Source organism: Burkholderia sp. NLJ2 (assembly GCF_049487195.1).
GTDB classification, from domain to species: Bacteria; Pseudomonadota; Gammaproteobacteria; order Burkholderiales; family Burkholderiaceae; genus Burkholderia; species Burkholderia pyrrocinia.
Map to the genome: position 1 here is coordinate 253,259 of NZ_CP137810.1, position 17,602 is coordinate 270,860.

Here is a 17,602-nt window from a genome sequence, read left to right on the forward strand (position 1 = left end):
GCCGGATTAGGCCCTGCCCGCGCCGCCGCCCCGCGCGAGCACTTCGTCGCGATAGTCGGCCGGACTGCGCCCGCTCCATTTGCGAAACGCGCGGTAGAACGCGCTCGGTTCCGCGAAGCCGGTCGCGGCCGCGACGTCGGCGATCGTGCGCGCGGGGTCGGCCAGCGCCTCGAACGCGAGATCGCGCCGCAGCGTGTCCTTGATCGACTGGTACGCGTGGCCTTCCTGGTGCAGCTTGCGGCGCAGCGTGGCTTCGGCCACATGCAGCCGCGCGGCCATCCCGCCCGCGCCCGGCCATGCGGCGGGCGGCATCCCGCGCAGCACCGCGCGCACCCGCTGCGCAAGCGCGTTCGGGTTGCGGTACTTGACGATGAAGCTGGCCGGCGCGTTGCGCAGGAACGTCTTCAGCGTCTTCGCGTTCTGCACGACCGGCAGCGTCGCGAATTCGGGATCGAAATCGACATACGAATCGGGCTCGTTGAAACGCATGTCGTCGCAGAACATCGACGGGTATTCGTGGTCGGCGGGCGGCGTGTCGCAGCGGAAGCCCGCGTGCAGCAGCGGGATGCGCCGCCCGATCAGCCAGCAGGTGAGCCCGTAGACGATGATGAAATAGGTCGCGTACGTGAACATCGCGGGCGTCGCGCCGTTGTTGCGGTGCACGAAGCGCAGCCGCACGCGCTGCGGGTTCGCGTCGAGCTCCGCGTGCAGGTCGTCGAGCACGCAGTGCATGAAATTCACCGCGCGCGCCATCGCGTGCAGGCCGTCGCGCGCGGACAGCGCGGCCTGGCTCATCGCGATGAAGCTGCCGCTGCGCATCGGGTGGCGATCCTGCCCGAAAAACTCGTCGTCGAGCGCGCGCGCGATCGCGTTCCACAGCGCACCATATTGTTGCGCGGACACGCGTGCGCGCGGCTGCCCGAGCAGCGCGGGCGCGATGCCGGCCTGCGCGAGCAGCGGCTCGGCCGCGACGCCGCGCCGGGTCGCGAGCGCGACGCTGTACGCGACGAGGCTGATCGCGACGGTTCCCTTGTCTTCCTGCTTCATCGGTGTCGCCGGTGTGGCAAAAACGCTCAGTGTAAATGAGCGACGCGAGCATCGAACAGTCGCGCGCGCTTGCCTACACTTGTTGCATCGAAACGCAAGGACGGTCGCGCCCGGCGGCCGCGGGAGACAGCAGCACCATGGACGAGCTTTATACCGAAGACCAGCGGATGATCCGCGACGCCGCGCGCGCGTTTGCCACCGAGATGCTGGCGCCGAACGCCGCGCAGTGGGACCACGATGCGCAGTTGCCCGACGCCATCGTCGCGCAGCTCGGCGAACTCGGCCTGCTCGGGATGATCGTGCCGCAGGAGCTGGGCGGCTCGTATACGGACTACGTCGCGTATGCGCTGGCGATGGAGGAAATCGCCGCCGGCGACGCCGCGTGCGCGACACTGATGAGCGTGCACAACTCGGTCGGCTGCGGCCCGATCCTCGGCTTCGGCACGCCCGCGCAGAAAGAGCGCTGGCTGGCCGACATGGCGTGCGGCCGCGTGATCGGCGCGTTCTGCCTGACCGAGCCGCAGGCCGGCTCCGAGGCGAACAACCTGCGCACGCGCGCGGAATTGCGCGACGGAAAATGGGTGCTGAACGGCGCGAAGCAGTTCGTGACCAACGGCAAGCGCGCGGGTGTCGCGATCGTTTTTGCCATGACCGACCCGGAAGCCGGCAAGCGCGGCATTTCCGCGTTCCTGGTGCCGACCGACACGCCGGGCTTCATCGTCGGCAAGCCCGAGAAGAAGATGGGCATCCGCGCATCGGATACGTGCGCGATCACGTTCGAGAACTGCGCGATTCCGGAAGAGAACCTGCTCGGCAATCGCGGCGAAGGGCTGAAGATCGCGCTGTCGAATCTCGAGGGCGGCCGGATCGGCATCGCCGCACAGGCGCTCGGCATCGCGCGCGCCGCGTTCGACAAGGCGCGCCGTTATGCGGGCGAGCGCGTGCAGTTCGGCAAGCCGATCGCCGAGCATCAGGCGATCCAGCAGAAGCTCGCCGACATGGCCACGCAGATCAACGCCGCGCGCCTGCTCGTGCATCACGCGGCGAAGCTGCGCACGGCCGGGCTGCCGTGCCTGTCGGAAGCGTCGCAGGCCAAGCTGTTCGCGTCGGAGATGGCCGAGCACGTGTGCTCGGACGCGATCCAGATCCACGGCGGCTACGGCTACCTGGTCGATTACGAAGTCGAGCGTCATTACCGCGACGCGCGCATCACGCAGATTTACGAAGGCACCAGCGAAGTGCAACGGATGGTGATCGCGCGGCAGCTTTGAGTCGCGCCGCCGCATCGGCAAAACGGAAGCATCACGCAGGGCACGAGGGCAGCGCGGTGAACGCGGCACGCAACGACGTGACCGTGCGCCGCGAACAACGGAATCGGGCATGTGCTGCAGCGCATGCGCCGGTTGACCGCGATGCATGGAGACTGGAGAAGACACGATGACGGTACAGGCATTCCTGGACGCACGCGACTTTCTGCTGCGCCATCGCACCGACTACGAAACCGCATACCGCGATTTCGAGTGGCCGGTGCTCGATGCGTTCAACTGGGCGCTCGACTACTTCGACCCGATGGCGCGCGACAACGACCAGCCCGCGCTGTGGATCGTCGATGCGGCGACCGGCACGGGCGATCCGTATTCGTTCGCGCAGATGTCCGAGCGTTCGTCGCGGATCGCGAACTGGCTGCGCTCGATCGGCGTCGTGCGCGGCGATCGCATCCTGCTGATGCTGCCGAACCGTGTCGAACTGTGGGACGCGATGCTCGCCGCGATGAAGCTCGGCGCGATCGTGCTGCCCGCCACCACGCAACTGTCGGCTGACGACGTGCGCGATCGCGTGCAGATCGGCGGCGCGAAATACGCGATCGTCGACGAGAACGAAACCGCGAAATTCGAACAGCCCGACCTCGGCCTCGCGCAGAAGATCGTCGCCGGCGCGCCGCGCGCGGGCTGGCTCGCGATGAACGACGGCTACGCGGCGAGCGCCGCGTTCGAGCCGGACGCCGTCACGCATGCGGGCGATCCGATGCTGCTGTACTTCACGTCGGGCACGACGTCGAAGCCGAAGCTCGTCGAGCATACGCACCGCACCTATCCGGTCGGCCATCTGTCGACGATGTACTGGGTCGGCCTGCAGCCGGGCGACATCCACTGGAACATCAGCTCGCCGGGCTGGGCGAAGCACGCGTGGAGCTGCTTCTTCGCGCCGTGGAATGCGCAGGCGTGCGTGTTCGCGTTCAACTACGCGCGCTTCGAGCCGAAGGTCGTGCTCGATGCGCTCGTCAAATACCAGGTGACGACGCTGTGCGCGCCGCCGACGGTATGGCGGATGCTCGTGCAGCAGCCGCTCGCGTCGTTCGACGTGAAGCTGCGCGAAATCGTCGGCGCGGGCGAGCCGCTGAATCCCGAGATCATCGAGCGCGTGAAGAAGGCGTGGGGCATCACGATCCGCGATGGCTACGGCCAGACCGAGACAACCTGCCTGATCGGCAACTCGCCGGGCCAGCCGGTCGTCGCGGGCTCGATGGGCCGGCCGCTGCCCGGCTACCGGATCGCGTTGCTCGATCCGGACGGCGCGCCTGTGACCGAAGGCGAGGTCGCACTGCCGATCGGCCCGGACGTCGCGCGCCCGGTGGGGCTGATGACCGGCTATGCGAACAACCCCGACGCGACCGCCTACGCGATGCGCGACGGCCACTACCGCACGTCGGACATCGCGATGCGCGGCGATGACGGTTACTACGTGTACATCGGCCGCGCGGACGACGTGTTCAAGTCGTCCGACTACCGGCTGAGCCCGTTCGAACTCGAAAGCGTGCTGATCGAGCATCCGGCGATCGCCGAGGCGGCCGTCGTGCCGAGCCCCGACCCGGTGAGGCTGTCGGTGCCGAAGACGTTCATCACGCTGCGGCAGGGCTACGAGGAAAGCCCGGCGCTCGCGCTGGAGATCTTCCGCTTCTCGCGCGAGAAGCTCGCGCCGTACAAGCGCATCCGCCGCCTGCAGTTCGCGGAGTTGCCGAAGACGATCTCGGGGAAGATCCGCCGCGTCGAGCTGCGTCGTCGCGAAATCGAGCGCGGCGACGACGCAACCGCGCGGATGCCCGGCGAATACTGGGAAGAAGATTTCGCCGCCGAATTGAAATGACCGACCGCGGGCCGCGCGCGCCGCATTCCGCGGCCGCCGCCCGCAGCCGGATTGAACCGGCCGCGCGGCGATATTGCGCTTCGCGGCCCTCTGCAAGGAGAAAGGATCGATGAACGCGAATCCGACGCCCCAAACGGGGCAAGACGTGCCGACGGTCAAGCTGCTGATCGACGGCGCTTTCGTCGAGTCCGCCACGAAAGAGTGGCGCGACATCGTCAACCCGGCGACACAGCAGGTGCTCGCGCGCGTGCCGTTCGCGACCGTCGCCGAAGTCGACGCGGCCGTGCAGGCCGCGCACGCCGCGTATGCGATGTGGAAGAACACGCCGATTGCCGCGCGCATGCGCATCATGCTGAAGTTCCAGGATCTCGTGCGCACGAACCAGCAGCGCATCGCGAAGACGCTGACGGCCGAGCAGGGCAAGACGATTCCCGATGCCGAAGGCGACATCTTCCGCGGCCTCGAAGTGGTCGAGCACGCGTGCTCGATCGGTTCGCTGCAGCTCGGCGAGTTCGCGGAGAACGTCGCGGGCGGCGTCGATACCTACACGCTGCGCCAGCCGCTCGGCGTGTGCGCGGGCATCACGCCGTTCAACTTCCCCGCGATGATTCCGCTGTGGATGTTCCCGATGGCGATCGTCTGCGGCAACACGTTCGTGCTGAAGCCGTCCGAGCAGGACCCGATGTCGACAATGGAGCTCGTCCAGCTCGCGATCGAGGCCGGCGTACCGAAAGGGGTACTGAACGTCGTGCACGGCGGCAAGGAAGTCGTCGATGCGATCTGCACGCATCCGCTCGTGAAGGCGATCTCGTTCGTCGGCTCGACGGTGGTCGGCACGCACGTGTACAACCTCGGCAGCGCGCACGGCAAGCGCGTGCAGTCGATGATGGGCGCGAAGAACCACGCGGTCGTGTTGCCCGATGCGAACCGCGAGCAGACGATCAATGCGCTCGTCGGCGCCGGCTTCGGCGCGGCGGGGCAGCGCTGCATGGCGACGTCGGTCGCGGTGCTGGTTGGCGAAGCGCGCGACTGGCTGCCCGATCTCGTCGCAAAGGCGAAGCTGTTGAAGGTGAATGCGGGCGCGGAAGCCGGCACCGACGTCGGCCCGGTCGTGTCGAAGACGGCGAAGGAACGCATCCTGTCGCTGATCGAAGCGGGCGTGAGCGAAGGCGCAAAGCTCGAGCTCGACGGCCGCGACGTGACGGTGGCCGGCTACGAACGCGGCAACTTCATCGGCCCGACGATCTTCTCGGGCGTGAAGACCGACATGTCGATCTACACGCACGAAATCTTCGGCCCGGTGCTCGTCGTGCTCGAAGCCGATTCGCTCGACGACGCGATCGCGCTCGTCAACGCGAACCCGTTCGGCAACGGCGTGGGCCTGTTCACGCAAAGCGGCGCGGCCGCGCGCAAGTTCCAGAGCGAGATCGACATCGGCCAGGTCGGCATCAACATCCCGATTCCGGTACCGGTGCCGTTCTTCAGCTTCACCGGTTCGCGCGGGTCGAAGCTCGGCGATCTCGGCCCGTACGGCAAGCAGGTCGTGCAGTTCTACACGCAGACGAAGACGGTCACCGCGCGCTGGTTCGACGACGACACGACGGCCGGCCCGGTGAATACGACGATCCGGCTGCATTGAGCGGCGGAGGACACGAACATGAAAATCGGATTTATCGGCCTGGGCCACATGGGTGCGCCGATGGCGCTGAACCTGTTGAAGGCCGGCCATGAAGTGCATGCGTTCGACCTGAGCGCCGATGCATTGCGCGCGCTGCAGGACGCCGGCGCGCAGGTTGCCGCGTCGCCGCGCGACGCCGCGTCGGGCGCGACGTTCGTGATCACGATGCTGCCGGCCGCGCCGCACGTGCGTTCGGTGCTGTCCGGCGAGAACGGCGTGCTGGCCGGCCTCGACGCGGGCGCGACCGTGATCGATTCGAGCACGATCGACCCGGCGAGCGCGCAGGCATTCGGCGCGCTGGTGCGCGAGCACGGCGGCGCGTTCGTCGATGCGCCGGTATCGGGCGGCACCGGCGGCGCGGCGGCCGGCACGCTGACCTTCATGGTCGGCGGCAGCGATGCCGATTTCGAGCGCGTGAAGCTCATTCTTTCCGGTATGGGCAGGAACATCGTCCATTGCGGCGCGACGGGTATGGGGCAGGTCGCGAAGGTCTGCAACAACCTCGTGCTCGGCATCTCGATGGCGGCCGTGTCGGAGGCGATGTCGCTCGGCGTCGCGCTCGGCATCGACCCGAAGGTGCTGGCCGGCATCGTCAACACGTCGACGGGCCGCTGCTGGAGCTCGGACACCTACAACCCGTACCCGGGCGTGATCGACACCGCGCCGTCGTCGCGCGGCTATTCGGGCGGCTTCGGCACCGACCTGATGCTGAAGGATCTCGGCCTCGCGAACGACGCGGCGAAGCAGGCGCGCCAGCCGGTCTATCTCGGCGCGCTCGCGCAGCAGCTGTACCAGACGATGAGCAGCCGCGGCGACGGGCAACTCGATTTCTCGGCGGTGATCCGCCTGTACCAACCCGCACCGAAGAAGGACGCGCAATGATCGAACTGGACTTCGTCGACGACGGCGCGATCGCGTGCGCGACGCTCAAGCGTCCGCCCGCGAACGCCTTTACCGCCGACGGGCTGCAGCAACTGCAGGAAACCGTCGCCGAACTGAATGCGAACCCGCGCGTGCGCGCGCTGGTGATCACGGGCGACGGCCCGAAATTCTTCAGCGCGGGCGCCGACCTCAACACGTTCGCCGACGGCGACCGCGCAGTCGCGCGCGCGATGGCGTCGCGTTTCGGCGCGGCGTTCGAGGCACTGCACGATGCGCGCGTCGTGACGATCGCGGCGATCAACGGTTATGCGATGGGCGGCGGCCTCGAATGCGCGCTCGCGTGCGACTTGCGGATCGCCGAGACGCATGCGCAGATGGCGCTGCCCGAGCCGTCGGTCGGCCTGCTGCCGTGCGGGCTCGGCACGCAGACGCTGCCCTGGCTCGTCGGCGAAGGCTGGGCGAAGAAGATCATCCTGACCGGTGCGCGTGTCGACGCGGCGACGGCGCTCAGGATCGGCCTGGTCGAAGACGTGGTCGAGAGCGGCGCAGCACGCGACGCGGCGCTGGCGCTGGCGCGCAACGTCGCGCGGCAAAGCCCGCACGCGGTTGCATACAGCAAGGAGCTGATCGGTCTCGCGCGCCGCGGCGTGCCGCGCAGTGCGGCGCTCGCGGTCGAGCGCGAGCGCTTCGTCGACCTGTTCGATACGAACGATCCGCGCGAAGGCGTGGCCGCGTTTCTCGGCAAGCGCGCACCGCAGTGGCATACCGACGGAGAGCCGCAACGATGAGCACGCCGGTGACGAATCACGACGCGTTCGCGGAAGCCGCGCCCGAGGTGCTGTTCCGCGTGGTGAACCGCGTGGCGCTGATCACGCTGAACCGTCCGGCCGCGCTCAACGCGCTGTCGTACGCGATGATCGGCGAACTGGCCGCACGCTTCGAGCGCTGCCGTCACGACGACCAGATCGTCGCGGTCGTGCTGCGCGGCGCGGGCGAGAAGGGCTTCTGCGCGGGCGGCGACGTGCGCGCGCTGTACCGGATGGTGGCGCAGCGCGAAACCTGGCTGCCGTTTTTCGTCGACGAATACCGGCTCGACTACGCGATTCACACGTTCCCGAAGCCGGTGGTCGCGCTGATGGACGGCGTGACGATGGGCGGCGGCATGGGCCTCGCGCAAGGCGCGGCGCTGCGCGTGGCGACCGAGCGCAGCAGGATCGCGATGCCGGAAACGCGCATCGGTCTCGTGCCCGACGTCGGCGCGACGCATTTCCTGTCGCGCATGCCGGCTGAGCTCGAACTGTATGTGGGGCTGACCGGCGCGATGCTGTCGGGTGCCGATGCGCTGACCGCGAAGCTCGCGGACCTGTGCGTGCCGTCCGCGTGGCTCGACACATTCGAGACGCGCATCGAAAGCGTCAAGTGGGACGGCGACGTGTTGCCGGCGCTGCGCAAGGTATTCGAGCCGCCGTGCAACGTCGTGCCGCATGCGGCGCTCGACAGCCAGATGCCGTGGATCGTCCGTCACTTCGACAAGCGTTCGACCGTCGAGCGGATCGTCGCGACGCTGACGCAGGAGCTTGCGCGCGACGAGCTGACGCGCGAGCACCGTCAATGGCTGCAGGCGACGCTCGATGCGCTCGCCGGCCATTCGCCGACGATGCTGCACGTGACGCGCGAAGCGCTGCTGCGCGGCCGGCAGATGACGCTGGCCGAATCGTTCCGGATGGAGCTCGGTATCGTTGCGCGCGCAATCGAGGAGGGTGACTTCTGCGAAGGCGTGCGCGCGCATCTCGTCGACAAGGATCGCAAGCCGCGCTGGGCGCCTGCGTCGCTCGTCGAGCTGCGCGCCGAACGCGTGCGGCATTTCCTGACGTCGCCGTGGAAGCTGTTCGCGCATCCGCTCGCCGATCTCGGCGCCGCGTGACGCCCCGACGCGCCGTGCGGCGGCGCGTCGGCTTCAACGCATCTCATCGCGCTAAGAGACGGTTTCAAAAAGGCCCCGTGCAAGCCGCGGCGCGAGAAGAACCCAAGCCGCCTGGCTGTTTCGAATCGCGCCTCGCTAATCGTGTTCGCGCTCAAGACCGGACTGCACTCGCGCGCGCCGTGGAATGTGATGGCGTTCATCGCAAGCTCGTAGTGTGGGGATGGGGGCCACATTGGCGTCGCCGGACTCTGCCGTCGGTCTTTTGATGCGAACCGGATCGGTCGTGCGCGGCGTTCAGGCGAGCAGACGGCGCTCGAACGGGTAGTCGGACAGCAGCTCGATCTGGCCGTCGTCGCGCACGTACACCTGTTCCTCGAGCTTCACGCCCTCGCCACCCTCCTCATGGCCGATGTAGCTCTCGATGCACAGCGTCATGCCGGGTTCGATCACGCCGTCATAGCCCTTTGCATCGTTGTCCTCGCGATGGCAGATGTACGGGTATTCGCCTGTCATCCCGACGCCGTGGGCCAACGCGAAATAGCGGCGTGCGCGGTACGGCTGCGGGATCTGCCACGCCTTCGCGATGAATTCCTGGAACGTGGTGCCGGCCTTTACGTTCTCCATGTTCGTGTGGATCTGGTCATAGGCGAGGCGGTATAGCGTCTTTTGCGCGGTGGACGCTGGGCCGTCGCCGCATAGAAAAGTGCGCGAGAAATCCGCGTAGTAGCCGAAGCGGCCCACCACATCGGTATCGAGCCCGACCAGTTCTCCCGCCTGGATCTTGCGTGGGCTGCTTTCCTGGAACCATGGATTCGTGCGCGGGCCCGAGCTTATCAGGCGGGTCTCGACGTAGTCGCCGTCGGTCTCAATCACATGCTGATGCAGGTACGACCATAGCTCGTTCTCGCTGATGCCGGGCACGAGGGCGGCCTCGAGCTTGTGCACACCCGCTTCCGCCGAGCGCAGTGACGCACGGATCATCTTGATCTCGTTCTTCACCTTGATTGCACGAGCGCGTTCGAGCGGTTCCTGGGCGTCCGAAATCTCGTAGCCGCGCGCTTGCAACGCAAATGCGGCCGCCGATGTCGCACTTTCGATCGCGATCCGCTTGCCGCCACCGCACGCGCGAACCAGATCGTCAATTTCGTCCGCCCACCGCTCGGTGATCTGACGCAGCATGTCGTCACAAAAGTAGTACGAGATCGCGGTGGCGGGCCGGACTTCATCTACCGTATCGAGTCCGTCGGCCAGGAATTCGCATCCCGCGTATTCGAACAGCACCACCTTTCCCTCGGCCGGCACGAATAGATAGCGTGCGGGATTACGCATCGAATACACCTGCATGTTGCGCGAGCCGGTTGCATATCGCATGTGGGTGGGGTCGAACAGGATCGCGGCGGTCAGGTCGCGTTTCTTCAGTTCGCGGCGAACCGCAGCAAGCCGGTCGCGCTGGATCTGGGCGATTTCGTCGGCGGTTGGCTCGCAATCTTCCGGGCGGTGAGTCGGTCGAAGCATCGTCATGATGGTAGGGTGAATGTTATGTGTATCAGTAGAACGAAATATAGTGATGGATTGACCCATCGGGAACTCACATCGTCAGTCGACCAGATCGTCCGCGCGGACCAGCGTCTGTTCGGCTTCCAGGTGCATTTCGGATACGCGGCCGTACAACTGGCGGGTTCGTTCGAGGCGGCCGATCACGCCGGGCTTTTTCGAATAGGCGAAGATCGTGGTGTGACGGTCGATGTCGCCGCGTACCTGGGTCACGCGGTGCAGCGAGAAGCGGCCCTTGAACAGTTGCAGATCGCCGGGCTGCAGCGTAATCACGCTAATCGGCGCGCGCGTCTCGCCGCGCACCACGGCGCCGACCGCACCGTAGTTTTCGCCCTCGGGCGACCGGATGTTCGGGCAGTACTCGAAATCGCCGCCTGCCGTGGGTTGCTGCGTCATCATCGAAACGATGAATTCGTTGGTGTCGTAGTGCCACGGCTGTTCGGTGCCGGGCGGCATGACGTTCTGAACCAGCCCGGCGTACGGGTCCGCGTATTCCCAGATCTGCGCTTCGCCGAGACAGGCGGCGACGAATTGCTTCATCGCACGCGCCACGTAAATCCTGTGAACGATTGCGTCGGCCGGGATCACATCGCGGGTGACAAATCCGCTCGTGCGATCCATGAAGACACGGCGCGGGTCCGCTTCGGGCAACGATGGATCGTCGGCGGTGAAATACGCGTTGACCTTGCGGCTCGAGAAATAGGTTTTTTTCGCGAAGCCGAGCCCTTCGACGCGCGCCTGTTCCAGTGCGGCGGGGCGCAGGAAGCCGCGCAGCACCGCGCTGCCGCTGCCGGCGAGCTGGGTCCGGCAGGTTGCGACCAGGTCGCGCATTCGGGGGTGCTCGGGTTCATGCAACGGATAGCGGTCGGCATCGACGATATCACTCAGATCGGTACATTCTGCGTCGGCGAGAGGCAGGCTTGCTTGCACGGTTGACTCCATTTGCGAGGGGTGGGGGGGTTTGTGGCCTGAATTGTTTTCGACAACAATCGGCCTATCGATGCGCCCATGATTTGGGCGACAAATTCCATTGCATAGCGAGTAATTTCGATGACTACCATCAGGGATCCCGATTGGTCTCAACTCAGCTCGCTCGACGGGGAACTGGTGCGCGCGTTCATCACGGTGGTCGACAGCGGTGGGGTGACCGCCGCCGCCAGGCAGATGCACCGGACGCAATCGACGATCAGCCTTCGCATTCGTACGCTCGAAGAGCGGCTGGGAACGCACCTGTTCCTGCGCGACAGCCGCCGTCTGGCGTTGTCGCGAGACGGCGAAAACTTCCTGATTCATGCGCGCCGCATCATTCAGGTGCAGAACGAAGCGATAGCCGCACTCAAACGCATGGGCAGTCATGGCGTAATCCGCTTCGGCTTGCCTGAGGATTACGCGGAACTCTGGTTGCCTGATCTGCTCGAGAAGTTCTATCGGCTGCGGCCGGATGCGCGCCCGCATATCGATTGCAGAATGTCGCTGGAGCTGATCGAGCGCCTGCAGGCGGGCGAACTCGACCTGGCGCTGGTCGTCAGGCACAACACGCAAAGCGGCGGTCGTCATCTCGGCCGCGAGGACGTGGTGTGGGCCGCGCATCGCGATTTCGTGTTACCGAGTGGCGCGTCCGTGCCGCTCGCGCTGTTTCCGGAAACCTGCTGCTACCGTCAGCGCGGACTCGCGGCCCTAGCGGCGCTCGGGCGGCCGTATCACGTGGTCTACACGAGCCAGAGCCCGACCGGCATCAAGGTCGCCGTCAATCACGGTGCGGCGGTGACGATCATCGACCGCTGCACGCTGCCCGCGAATTGGCGCGTGCTGGCCATGGAAGACGGCTTGCCGGCGCTGCCGACCGCGGATCTCGAGCTGCTCCGCGCACCTGGCAATCGCGATCCTGCCGCCGACGATCTGGCCCTGCTGATCGAGACGATGGTCGAGGAACGCCGCCGCGCGGCGAGCGCGCTGTCGCCCGACTGAATGATCGCGCATCACATCCGGTAGCCTCGGGTGAACCGGGCCAAACGCAACGACGCGATCGTTCGGCCTCTCCGATGGTCCCTATCGGAATTCCTCGCTGTCAAAACGAAATTGGCGCAATAAATATATCGGTGAGCGAACGGATGACCGTTGCCACGGATGCCGGTGTCCGCGCGATCGCGCACGCCCGGTTCCATCGGCCTCGTCATGCCGTGCCCAAGTTCCTTCGCCATCCAACAGGAGCCTTTCCCATGATCCCTTCGTTGCTTGCCCGCTTGTTCATTGTCGCCATGCGCCGCCCGGTACTCGGGCGGTTCATGCTTCTCTTCGCGCTATCGGTTTCGGCGTTGGCACACGCCGCTGGCAATGGAGCGGTTGTGATCGGAGTGAACAACTGGGCCGAGAATATCGCGGTCGCGAATCTGTGGAAGGCGCTGCTCGCGGAAAAAGGCTACGACGTCACGCTGCAGCCCGGCGACAAGGCCATCATCTACAACGGCGTCGCGCAGGGCAAGCTCGATCTGACGTTCGAAGTCTGGCTGCCGTCCGCGGACGGCCCGCCGTACGACGCGATCAAATCGCGCGTCGAGAAGATCGGCCCGTGGTTTCCCCGCGCACAGCTCGGCCTCGTGGTGCCCGATTACGTCGCGATTGACAGCATCGACCAGTTGAATGCACATGCCGCACAGTTCAGCCACGACGGCAAGCCGACGATTTTCGGCATCGAACCTGGCAGTGGCTTGATGAAACTGACGGGCGAGGCGCGCGTCGCGTATGCGCTTGACGCAACCGTGCTGCCGTCATCAGAGGCTGCGATGTTGCTCGCGCTGGAACGCGCGGAAAAGCGTCGCCAGCCGATCATCGTCACGCTGTGGAATCCGCACTGGGTGTGGGCGAAGTATCCGATGCACTACCTGAAAGACCCGAAGCAGGTGTTCGGTCAACCCGATGCGATCTATACGATCGCGAAGGCCGGTTTCACTCATACGCATCCGGATGTCGCGCGCTGGCTCGGTGCATGGAAGATGGACGACCAGACACTCGGCTCGCTGATGAACGATATCCGTGCCGACGGTGAATCCGATCCGCAGAAGGGTGTCGCGCGATGGATCGCGTCGAATCGCGTCCGGGTGGGTGAATGGCTACGCTAAGAGACGGTTTCATAAATACTACTCTGTACACCGAATGGTATTCCCGCAGATCAGGCGGCAATCGAGTTTGAGAAACGCGCCATGAATGTCGGCGCGGCGCTCGAAACGAATGCGGAGACGACGGAAGTGATGCAGCCAGGCATGCGTGCGTTCAACGAGCCAACGATATTTGAAGGCCGCTGCCATGTTCGGTACGGCGCCTGGCAATCAGTCCGGACGCTCGATCATCGGCGGCACCGCCTGCGCGAGCGCGTCGATCACGCAGCGCGTCTTGCGCGGCAGGTAACGCGTCTTCGGCCAGATCGCGTGAATGTCGCCTTCGCAGACGAAGCAGCGGTCGAGCACGACCGCCATCTCGCCGCGTTTCACGTAGTCATCGAGCAGCCAGCTCGGCAGCCATGCGATCCCGAACCCTGACGCGCCGGCCGCCGCGATCGCCTGCACGTCGTCGAAACTCAACTGGTGCTGCATGTCGACGCGCACCGTCGAGCCGTCCGGCGCGCGCAGGTCCCACGGCTGCGGCACGCCCGAGCGTGAATACGCGATCGTCCGGTGATGCTTCAGGTCGTCGAGCGACTTCGGCATCCCGTAGCGCGCGAGATACGACGGCGCCGCGCCGAGGCTGCCGTATTGCGTGCCGAGCCGCCGCACCGCGAGGCTCGTGCTGTCCGCGAGCGTGCCGATCCGCACCGCGAGATCGATGCCTTCCTCGACGAGATCGACGAAACGGTCGGTGATCGACACGTCGATCCGCAGATGCGGATAGGTGCGCGCGAGGTCGAGCACGATCGGCGTCACGCAGTGGTGCCCGAACGCGAGCGGCACGCTCAGCCGCAGCTTGCCGCGCGCCTCGTTGCGGCCGCAGTCGAGATCGGCTTCGGCTGCTTCCAGTTCCGCGAGCGCACGCACGCAACGATCGTAGTACGCCTGGCCGTCGTCGGTCAGGCTCTGGCTGCGCGTCGTGCGCTGCAATAGCCGTGCGCCGAGCCGCTTCTCGAGCCGCGCGATCGCCTTGCCGACGGCCGAGCGCGTCATGTCGAGCCGCTCCGCGGCGAGCGCGAAGCTGCCCGATTCCACCACCTGGACGAAGGTCGTTACGCCGTCGAGTCTGTCGGTCATCGCAAGTTGGGTTGATTGGGTCCTGTGGTTCCCCAGTTCGTGGAAATGTGTGCGTCAATGGGGATTGAAATTCTCACTATAGTACCGATTCCCGTTCAGCGTGCGTCGCCGGCCGCGCGCGGCGAACCCCTCTCACCTGGAGGCGCGCGGCCTGTTGCCGGGCCGCGGCGCAATACGCATGACGCTATCCGACTCCCGCAGGAATGCGGTCGCGCTCGCGGCCGTCTGTCTCACGTCGCTGATGTTCGGCCTCGAAATCTCGAGCGTGCCGGTGATCCTGCCGACGCTCGAACACGTGCTGCATGGCGATTTCAACGGCATGCAGTGGATCATGAACGCGTACACGATCGCGTGTACGACGGTGCTGATGGCGGCCGGCACGCTCGCCGACCGGTTCGGCCGCAAGCGCGTGTACGTGATCGGCACCGTGCTGTTCGGCGCGACGTCGCTGCTGTGCGGGCTCGCGTCGAACGTGCCGGTGCTCGTCGCGGGCCGGCTGCTGCAGGGCGCCAGCGGCGGCGCGATGCTGATCTGCCAGATCGCCGTGCTGTCGCACCAGTTCCGCGAGGGCCGCGAGCGCGGCCGCGCGTTCGGGATCTGGGGGATCGTGTTCGGGATCGGGCTCGGCTTCGGGCCGATCGTCGGCGGCGCGATCGTCGCGCTGGCGAGCTGGCCGTGGGTGTTCCTCGTTCATGCGCCGCTCGCGGCCGTCGCGCTCGCGCTGATCGGCGGCGCGGTGCAGGAGTCGCGCGATCCGCATGCGGGCACGCTCGACGTCGCGGGCATTGTCACGCTGTCGCTCGCGGTGCTCGGCCTCGCGTTCTACATCACGCAGAGCGCGGAGTTAGGGCTGACGAGCGCGGCCGGCCTCGGCGTGCTCGGCGCGACCGTGCTGGCGCTCGCGGGCTTCTTCGTCGCGGAACGCGCCAGCGCGTGGCCGATGTTCGACTTCTCGGTGTTCCGGATCCGTGCGGTCACCGGCGCGATCTTCGGCTCGATGGGCATGAACTTCAGCTTCTGGCCGTTCATGATCTACCTGCCGATCTGGTTCCAGGTCGCGCTTGGCTACGACAGCGTGACGGCCGGCCTCGCGCTGCTCGCGTACACGCTGCCGACGCTGGTCGCGCCGCCGTTCGGCGAGCGGATCGCGCTGCGCTACGGGCCGGGCGTCGTGATCCCGGGCGGCCTGTTCACGATCGCGGCCGGCTTCGCGCTGATGCGGCTCGGCAGCGCGGCCGAGCACGCGAGCTGGCTCACGATGCTGCCCGGCTGCGTGATCGCCGGCATCGGGCTCGGGCTCACGAACACGCCGGTCACCAACACGACGACGGGCGCGGTGCCGAGCGCGCGGGCCGGGATGGCATCGGGCATCGACATGAGCGCGCGGATGATCTCGCTCGCGCTGAACATCGCGGCGATGGGCTTCGTGCTGGTCGCGGGGATCGTCGCGAGCCTGAAGGGCGGCGTCGCGGGCGCGATCGGCGATGCGGCGCTGCGCCGGCTCGCGCAGGAGATCGCGTCGGGCCGCACCGACGGGCTGCAGCAGATCGCACCGGCACTTGCGCAGGCCGACCCGACCGGCGCGGCGCTGCACGCGGCGCTCGTGCACGGGTTCGGCTGGGTGATGGTGTACGGCGCGGCGGGCGTGGCCGTGCTCGCGACCGCGAGCGCGGTGGCGTTCGCGCCGGCGCGGCGCGGGGCGGCCGTACCCGAATGACGCGGCTCGCCCGATGCGCCGGGTCGCCGCCGGTCAGGACATCCCGCCGCCGAGCGCGCGATACAGCGTCATCTGGTTGTTGAGCCGGTTCAGGCGCGTCAGCTCGTCGGCGCTTTGCGCGTCGCGCAGCCGCTGTTGCTGGTCGAGCCACGGCTGCACGGCGGTCGCGCCGGCCGCGAATCGCGCGGCGGCAAGCTGCTCGGCGCGCTGTGCCTGGGCCAGCGACAGCGCGCGCTGTTCGGCCTCGCGCTCGAGCTGCACGCGCGCCGACAGCGCATTCTCGACTTCCGCGAGCGCGGTGTAGAGCCGCTGGCGGAACCCGACCACCGCTTCCTCGTACTGCGACTTCGACACCTTGATCTGCAGTTGCATCGTGTTCCACTGGATGAACGGCAGCGCGAGGCCGAGCCCGAGCGTGCCGACCGGATTCGTCAGCACGCGTTCGAGGCTCGTGCTCGTCGTGCCGGCGCTGCCGGTCAGCGTGAAGGTCGGGTAGAAGCTCGTGCGCGTCGCGTCGACCTGCGCGAGCGACTCGCGCAGCCGGAATTCCGCCGCGCGCAGGTCGGGGCGCCGGCCGAGCAGGCTGGCCGGCAGGCCGGCCGCTACTTCCGGCGGCGGCGCGTCGGGCAGCGCCGACGGTTCGGCCGCGCGTTGCTGCGGCGGCCGGTCGAACAGGAGCGCGAGCGCGTGGCGGTTCTCGGTGCGCTGCTGGATCAGTTGCGTCTGCGCGGCGCGTTGCGCGGACAGGCTCTGTTCGGCCTGCGCGAGATCGAGCCCCGACACGGCGCCGGCCGCGTGCCGCGACCGGACGACCGCGAGCGTGCGCACCGCATACGCGATGTTCGCGTCGCCGAGCGCGATCTGACGGTTCAGATAACCGATCTGCCAGTACAGCGACGCGGTCGTGCCGATCAGCGACAACCGCGCGGCTTCGAGATCGGCGGCCGTTGCGTCGGCTTCCCAGTGCGCGGCATCGCGCAGCGCGGCCAGCCGGCCCCACAGGTCGATTTCATAGCTGAGCGAACCGGTGACGCCGCTCGACCGGCTCATCCGGTGCGTATCGAGCGTGCGCGACACGGCGCCGTTCGCGCCGAGCGACACGGTGGGCGTCAGGTTCGTGTCGACGAGCCCGGCCTGCAGTTGCGCGCGGTACACGCGGATCGCCGCGATCGCGAGGTCGTTGTTGGCACGCAGCGCGTCGTCGATCAAGCGGTCGAGTTGTGGATCGCCGAAGCTGCGCCACCAGTCGCGCGTCGTGGCAGGCGCGTCGGCCGTGACCGGCGCGGCCCAGTTCGCGGGCATTGCGACGGCCGGCAGCGGTTCGTGGCGTGCGCCCGCGCAGCCGGCCAGCAGCGCGGCCGCGCATGCGAATGCGCCGAGGCGGTGAAGCGAAGAGGAATGCGTCATGGCAGGTCTTT

14 protein-coding genes and 1 pseudogene are annotated in these 17,602 nt (G+C 67.1%); 9 read left to right on the forward strand and 6 right to left on the reverse strand.

Annotated features, from left to right (window positions below):
* Window positions 1–6: 6 nt before the first annotated feature.
* A complete protein-coding gene (locus tag R9B84_RS23510) occupies window positions 7–1,047 on the reverse strand; it encodes an AraC family transcriptional regulator (RefSeq protein WP_423762476.1) in 1,041 nt (346 codons plus the stop codon).
* Window positions 1,048–1,184: 137 nt separating this feature from the next.
* Between R9B84_RS23510 and R9B84_RS23515 the strand changes: the two genes are divergently transcribed.
* From R9B84_RS23515 to R9B84_RS23540, 6 genes are all read left to right on the forward strand, one after another.
* On the forward strand, window positions 1,185–2,318 hold the full coding sequence (locus R9B84_RS23515; protein ID WP_423762477.1) for an acyl-CoA dehydrogenase family protein: 1,134 nt from the start codon (window positions 1,185–1,187) through the stop codon (window positions 2,316–2,318).
* Between the two features lie 166 nt (window positions 2,319–2,484).
* Window positions 2,485–4,191, forward strand: a complete 1,707-nt coding sequence (locus R9B84_RS23520; RefSeq protein WP_423762478.1) for an AMP-binding protein — start codon at window positions 2,485–2,487, stop codon at window positions 4,189–4,191.
* 109 nt (window positions 4,192–4,300) lie between these two features.
* Window positions 4,301–5,830, forward strand: a complete 1,530-nt coding sequence (locus R9B84_RS23525; RefSeq protein ID WP_423762479.1) for a CoA-acylating methylmalonate-semialdehyde dehydrogenase — start codon at window positions 4,301–4,303, stop codon at window positions 5,828–5,830.
* An 18-nt stretch (window positions 5,831–5,848) separates the two neighbouring features.
* A complete protein-coding gene (gene mmsB / locus R9B84_RS23530; protein WP_423762480.1) occupies window positions 5,849–6,751 on the forward strand; it encodes a 3-hydroxyisobutyrate dehydrogenase in 903 nt (300 codons plus the stop codon).
* Window positions 6,748–7,539, forward strand: a complete 792-nt coding sequence (locus tag R9B84_RS23535) for an enoyl-CoA hydratase (protein WP_423762481.1) — start codon at window positions 6,748–6,750, stop codon at window positions 7,537–7,539. Before mmsB ends, R9B84_RS23535 begins: the two co-directional genes overlap by 4 nt.
* The gene (locus tag R9B84_RS23540) at window positions 7,536–8,675 is read left to right on the forward strand and encodes an enoyl-CoA hydratase/isomerase family protein (RefSeq protein ID WP_423762482.1); all 1,140 of its coding nucleotides are present in this window, start codon (window positions 7,536–7,538) and stop codon (window positions 8,673–8,675) included. The genes R9B84_RS23535 and R9B84_RS23540 overlap by 4 nt, the downstream gene beginning before the upstream one ends.
* Window positions 8,676–8,969: 294 nt before the next feature.
* Here R9B84_RS23540 and R9B84_RS23545 read toward each other — a convergent pair whose 3' ends face one another.
* Window positions 8,970–10,256, reverse strand: coding sequence for a M24 family metallopeptidase (locus R9B84_RS23545; protein WP_423762483.1), 1,287 nt, complete (start codon window positions 10,254–10,256; stop codon window positions 8,970–8,972).
* A gap of 15 nt (window positions 10,257–10,271) precedes the next feature.
* Window positions 10,272–11,159: a HalD/BesD family halogenase gene (locus R9B84_RS23550; RefSeq protein WP_423762484.1), complete on the reverse strand. Its 888-nt coding sequence runs from the start codon at window positions 11,157–11,159 to the stop codon at window positions 10,272–10,274.
* Window positions 11,160–11,336: 177 nt separating this feature from the next.
* Here R9B84_RS23550 and R9B84_RS23555 point away from each other — a divergent pair, with 177 nt between their 5' ends.
* Both R9B84_RS23555 and R9B84_RS23560 read left to right on the forward strand, forming a co-directional pair.
* Complete coding sequence (locus R9B84_RS23555; RefSeq protein WP_423762485.1) at window positions 11,337–12,197, forward strand: LysR family transcriptional regulator; 861 nt, start codon at window positions 11,337–11,339, stop codon at window positions 12,195–12,197.
* 143 nt (window positions 12,198–12,340) lie between these two features.
* Entirely contained in the window at window positions 12,341–13,348 is a 1,008-nt protein-coding gene (locus R9B84_RS23560) for a glycine betaine ABC transporter substrate-binding protein (RefSeq protein ID WP_423762486.1), read from the forward strand.
* Window positions 13,349–13,366: 18 nt separating this feature from the next.
* On the opposite strand, the pseudogene R9B84_RS23565 reads toward R9B84_RS23560, so the two are convergent.
* Together R9B84_RS23565 and R9B84_RS23570 are read right to left on the reverse strand one after the other, a co-directional pair.
* Window positions 13,367–13,619, reverse strand: a pseudogene (locus tag R9B84_RS23565) (transposase); the annotation flags it as partial.
* The gene (locus tag R9B84_RS23570) at window positions 13,556–14,467 is read right to left on the reverse strand and encodes a LysR family transcriptional regulator (RefSeq protein WP_423762487.1); all 912 of its coding nucleotides are present in this window, start codon (window positions 14,465–14,467) and stop codon (window positions 13,556–13,558) included. The pseudogene R9B84_RS23565 and the gene R9B84_RS23570, both read right to left, overlap by 64 nt.
* A gap of 178 nt (window positions 14,468–14,645) precedes the next feature.
* On the opposite strand from R9B84_RS23570, the gene R9B84_RS23575 reads away from it, so the two are divergent.
* Entirely contained in the window at window positions 14,646–16,184 is a 1,539-nt protein-coding gene (locus R9B84_RS23575; protein ID WP_423762488.1) for an MFS transporter, read from the forward strand.
* A gap of 33 nt (window positions 16,185–16,217) precedes the next feature.
* Here the strand turns inward: R9B84_RS23575 and R9B84_RS23580 are convergent, their stop codons facing one another.
* Complete coding sequence (locus R9B84_RS23580) at window positions 16,218–17,591, reverse strand: efflux transporter outer membrane subunit (protein WP_423762489.1); 1,374 nt, start codon at window positions 17,589–17,591, stop codon at window positions 16,218–16,220.
* Window positions 17,592–17,602: the final 11 nt, after the last annotated feature.

Coding starts and splice junctions, on each gene's coding strand:
- R9B84_RS23510 (WP_423762476.1), bottom strand. CDS start 1,047: ATGAAGCAGGAAGACAAGGGAACCGTCGCGATCAGCCTCGTCGCGTAC.
- R9B84_RS23515 (WP_423762477.1), top strand. CDS start 1,185: ATGGACGAGCTTTATACCGAAGACCAGCGGATGATCCGCGACGCCGCG.
- R9B84_RS23520 (WP_423762478.1), top strand. CDS start 2,485: ATGACGGTACAGGCATTCCTGGACGCACGCGACTTTCTGCTGCGCCAT.
- R9B84_RS23525 (WP_423762479.1), top strand. CDS start 4,301: ATGAACGCGAATCCGACGCCCCAAACGGGGCAAGACGTGCCGACGGTC.
- mmsB (WP_423762480.1), top strand. CDS start 5,849: ATGAAAATCGGATTTATCGGCCTGGGCCACATGGGTGCGCCGATGGCG.
- R9B84_RS23535 (WP_423762481.1), top strand. CDS start 6,748: ATGATCGAACTGGACTTCGTCGACGACGGCGCGATCGCGTGCGCGACG.
- R9B84_RS23540 (WP_423762482.1), top strand. CDS start 7,536: ATGAGCACGCCGGTGACGAATCACGACGCGTTCGCGGAAGCCGCGCCC.
- R9B84_RS23545 (WP_423762483.1), bottom strand. CDS start 10,256: ATGGGTCAATCCATCACTATATTTCGTTCTACTGATACACATAACATT.
- R9B84_RS23560 (WP_423762486.1), top strand. CDS start 12,341: ATGACCGTTGCCACGGATGCCGGTGTCCGCGCGATCGCGCACGCCCGG.
- R9B84_RS23570 (WP_423762487.1), bottom strand. CDS start 14,467: ATGACCGACAGACTCGACGGCGTAACGACCTTCGTCCAGGTGGTGGAA.
- R9B84_RS23575 (WP_423762488.1), top strand. CDS start 14,646: ATGACGCTATCCGACTCCCGCAGGAATGCGGTCGCGCTCGCGGCCGTC.
- R9B84_RS23580 (WP_423762489.1), bottom strand. CDS start 17,591: ATGACGCATTCCTCTTCGCTTCACCGCCTCGGCGCATTCGCATGCGCG.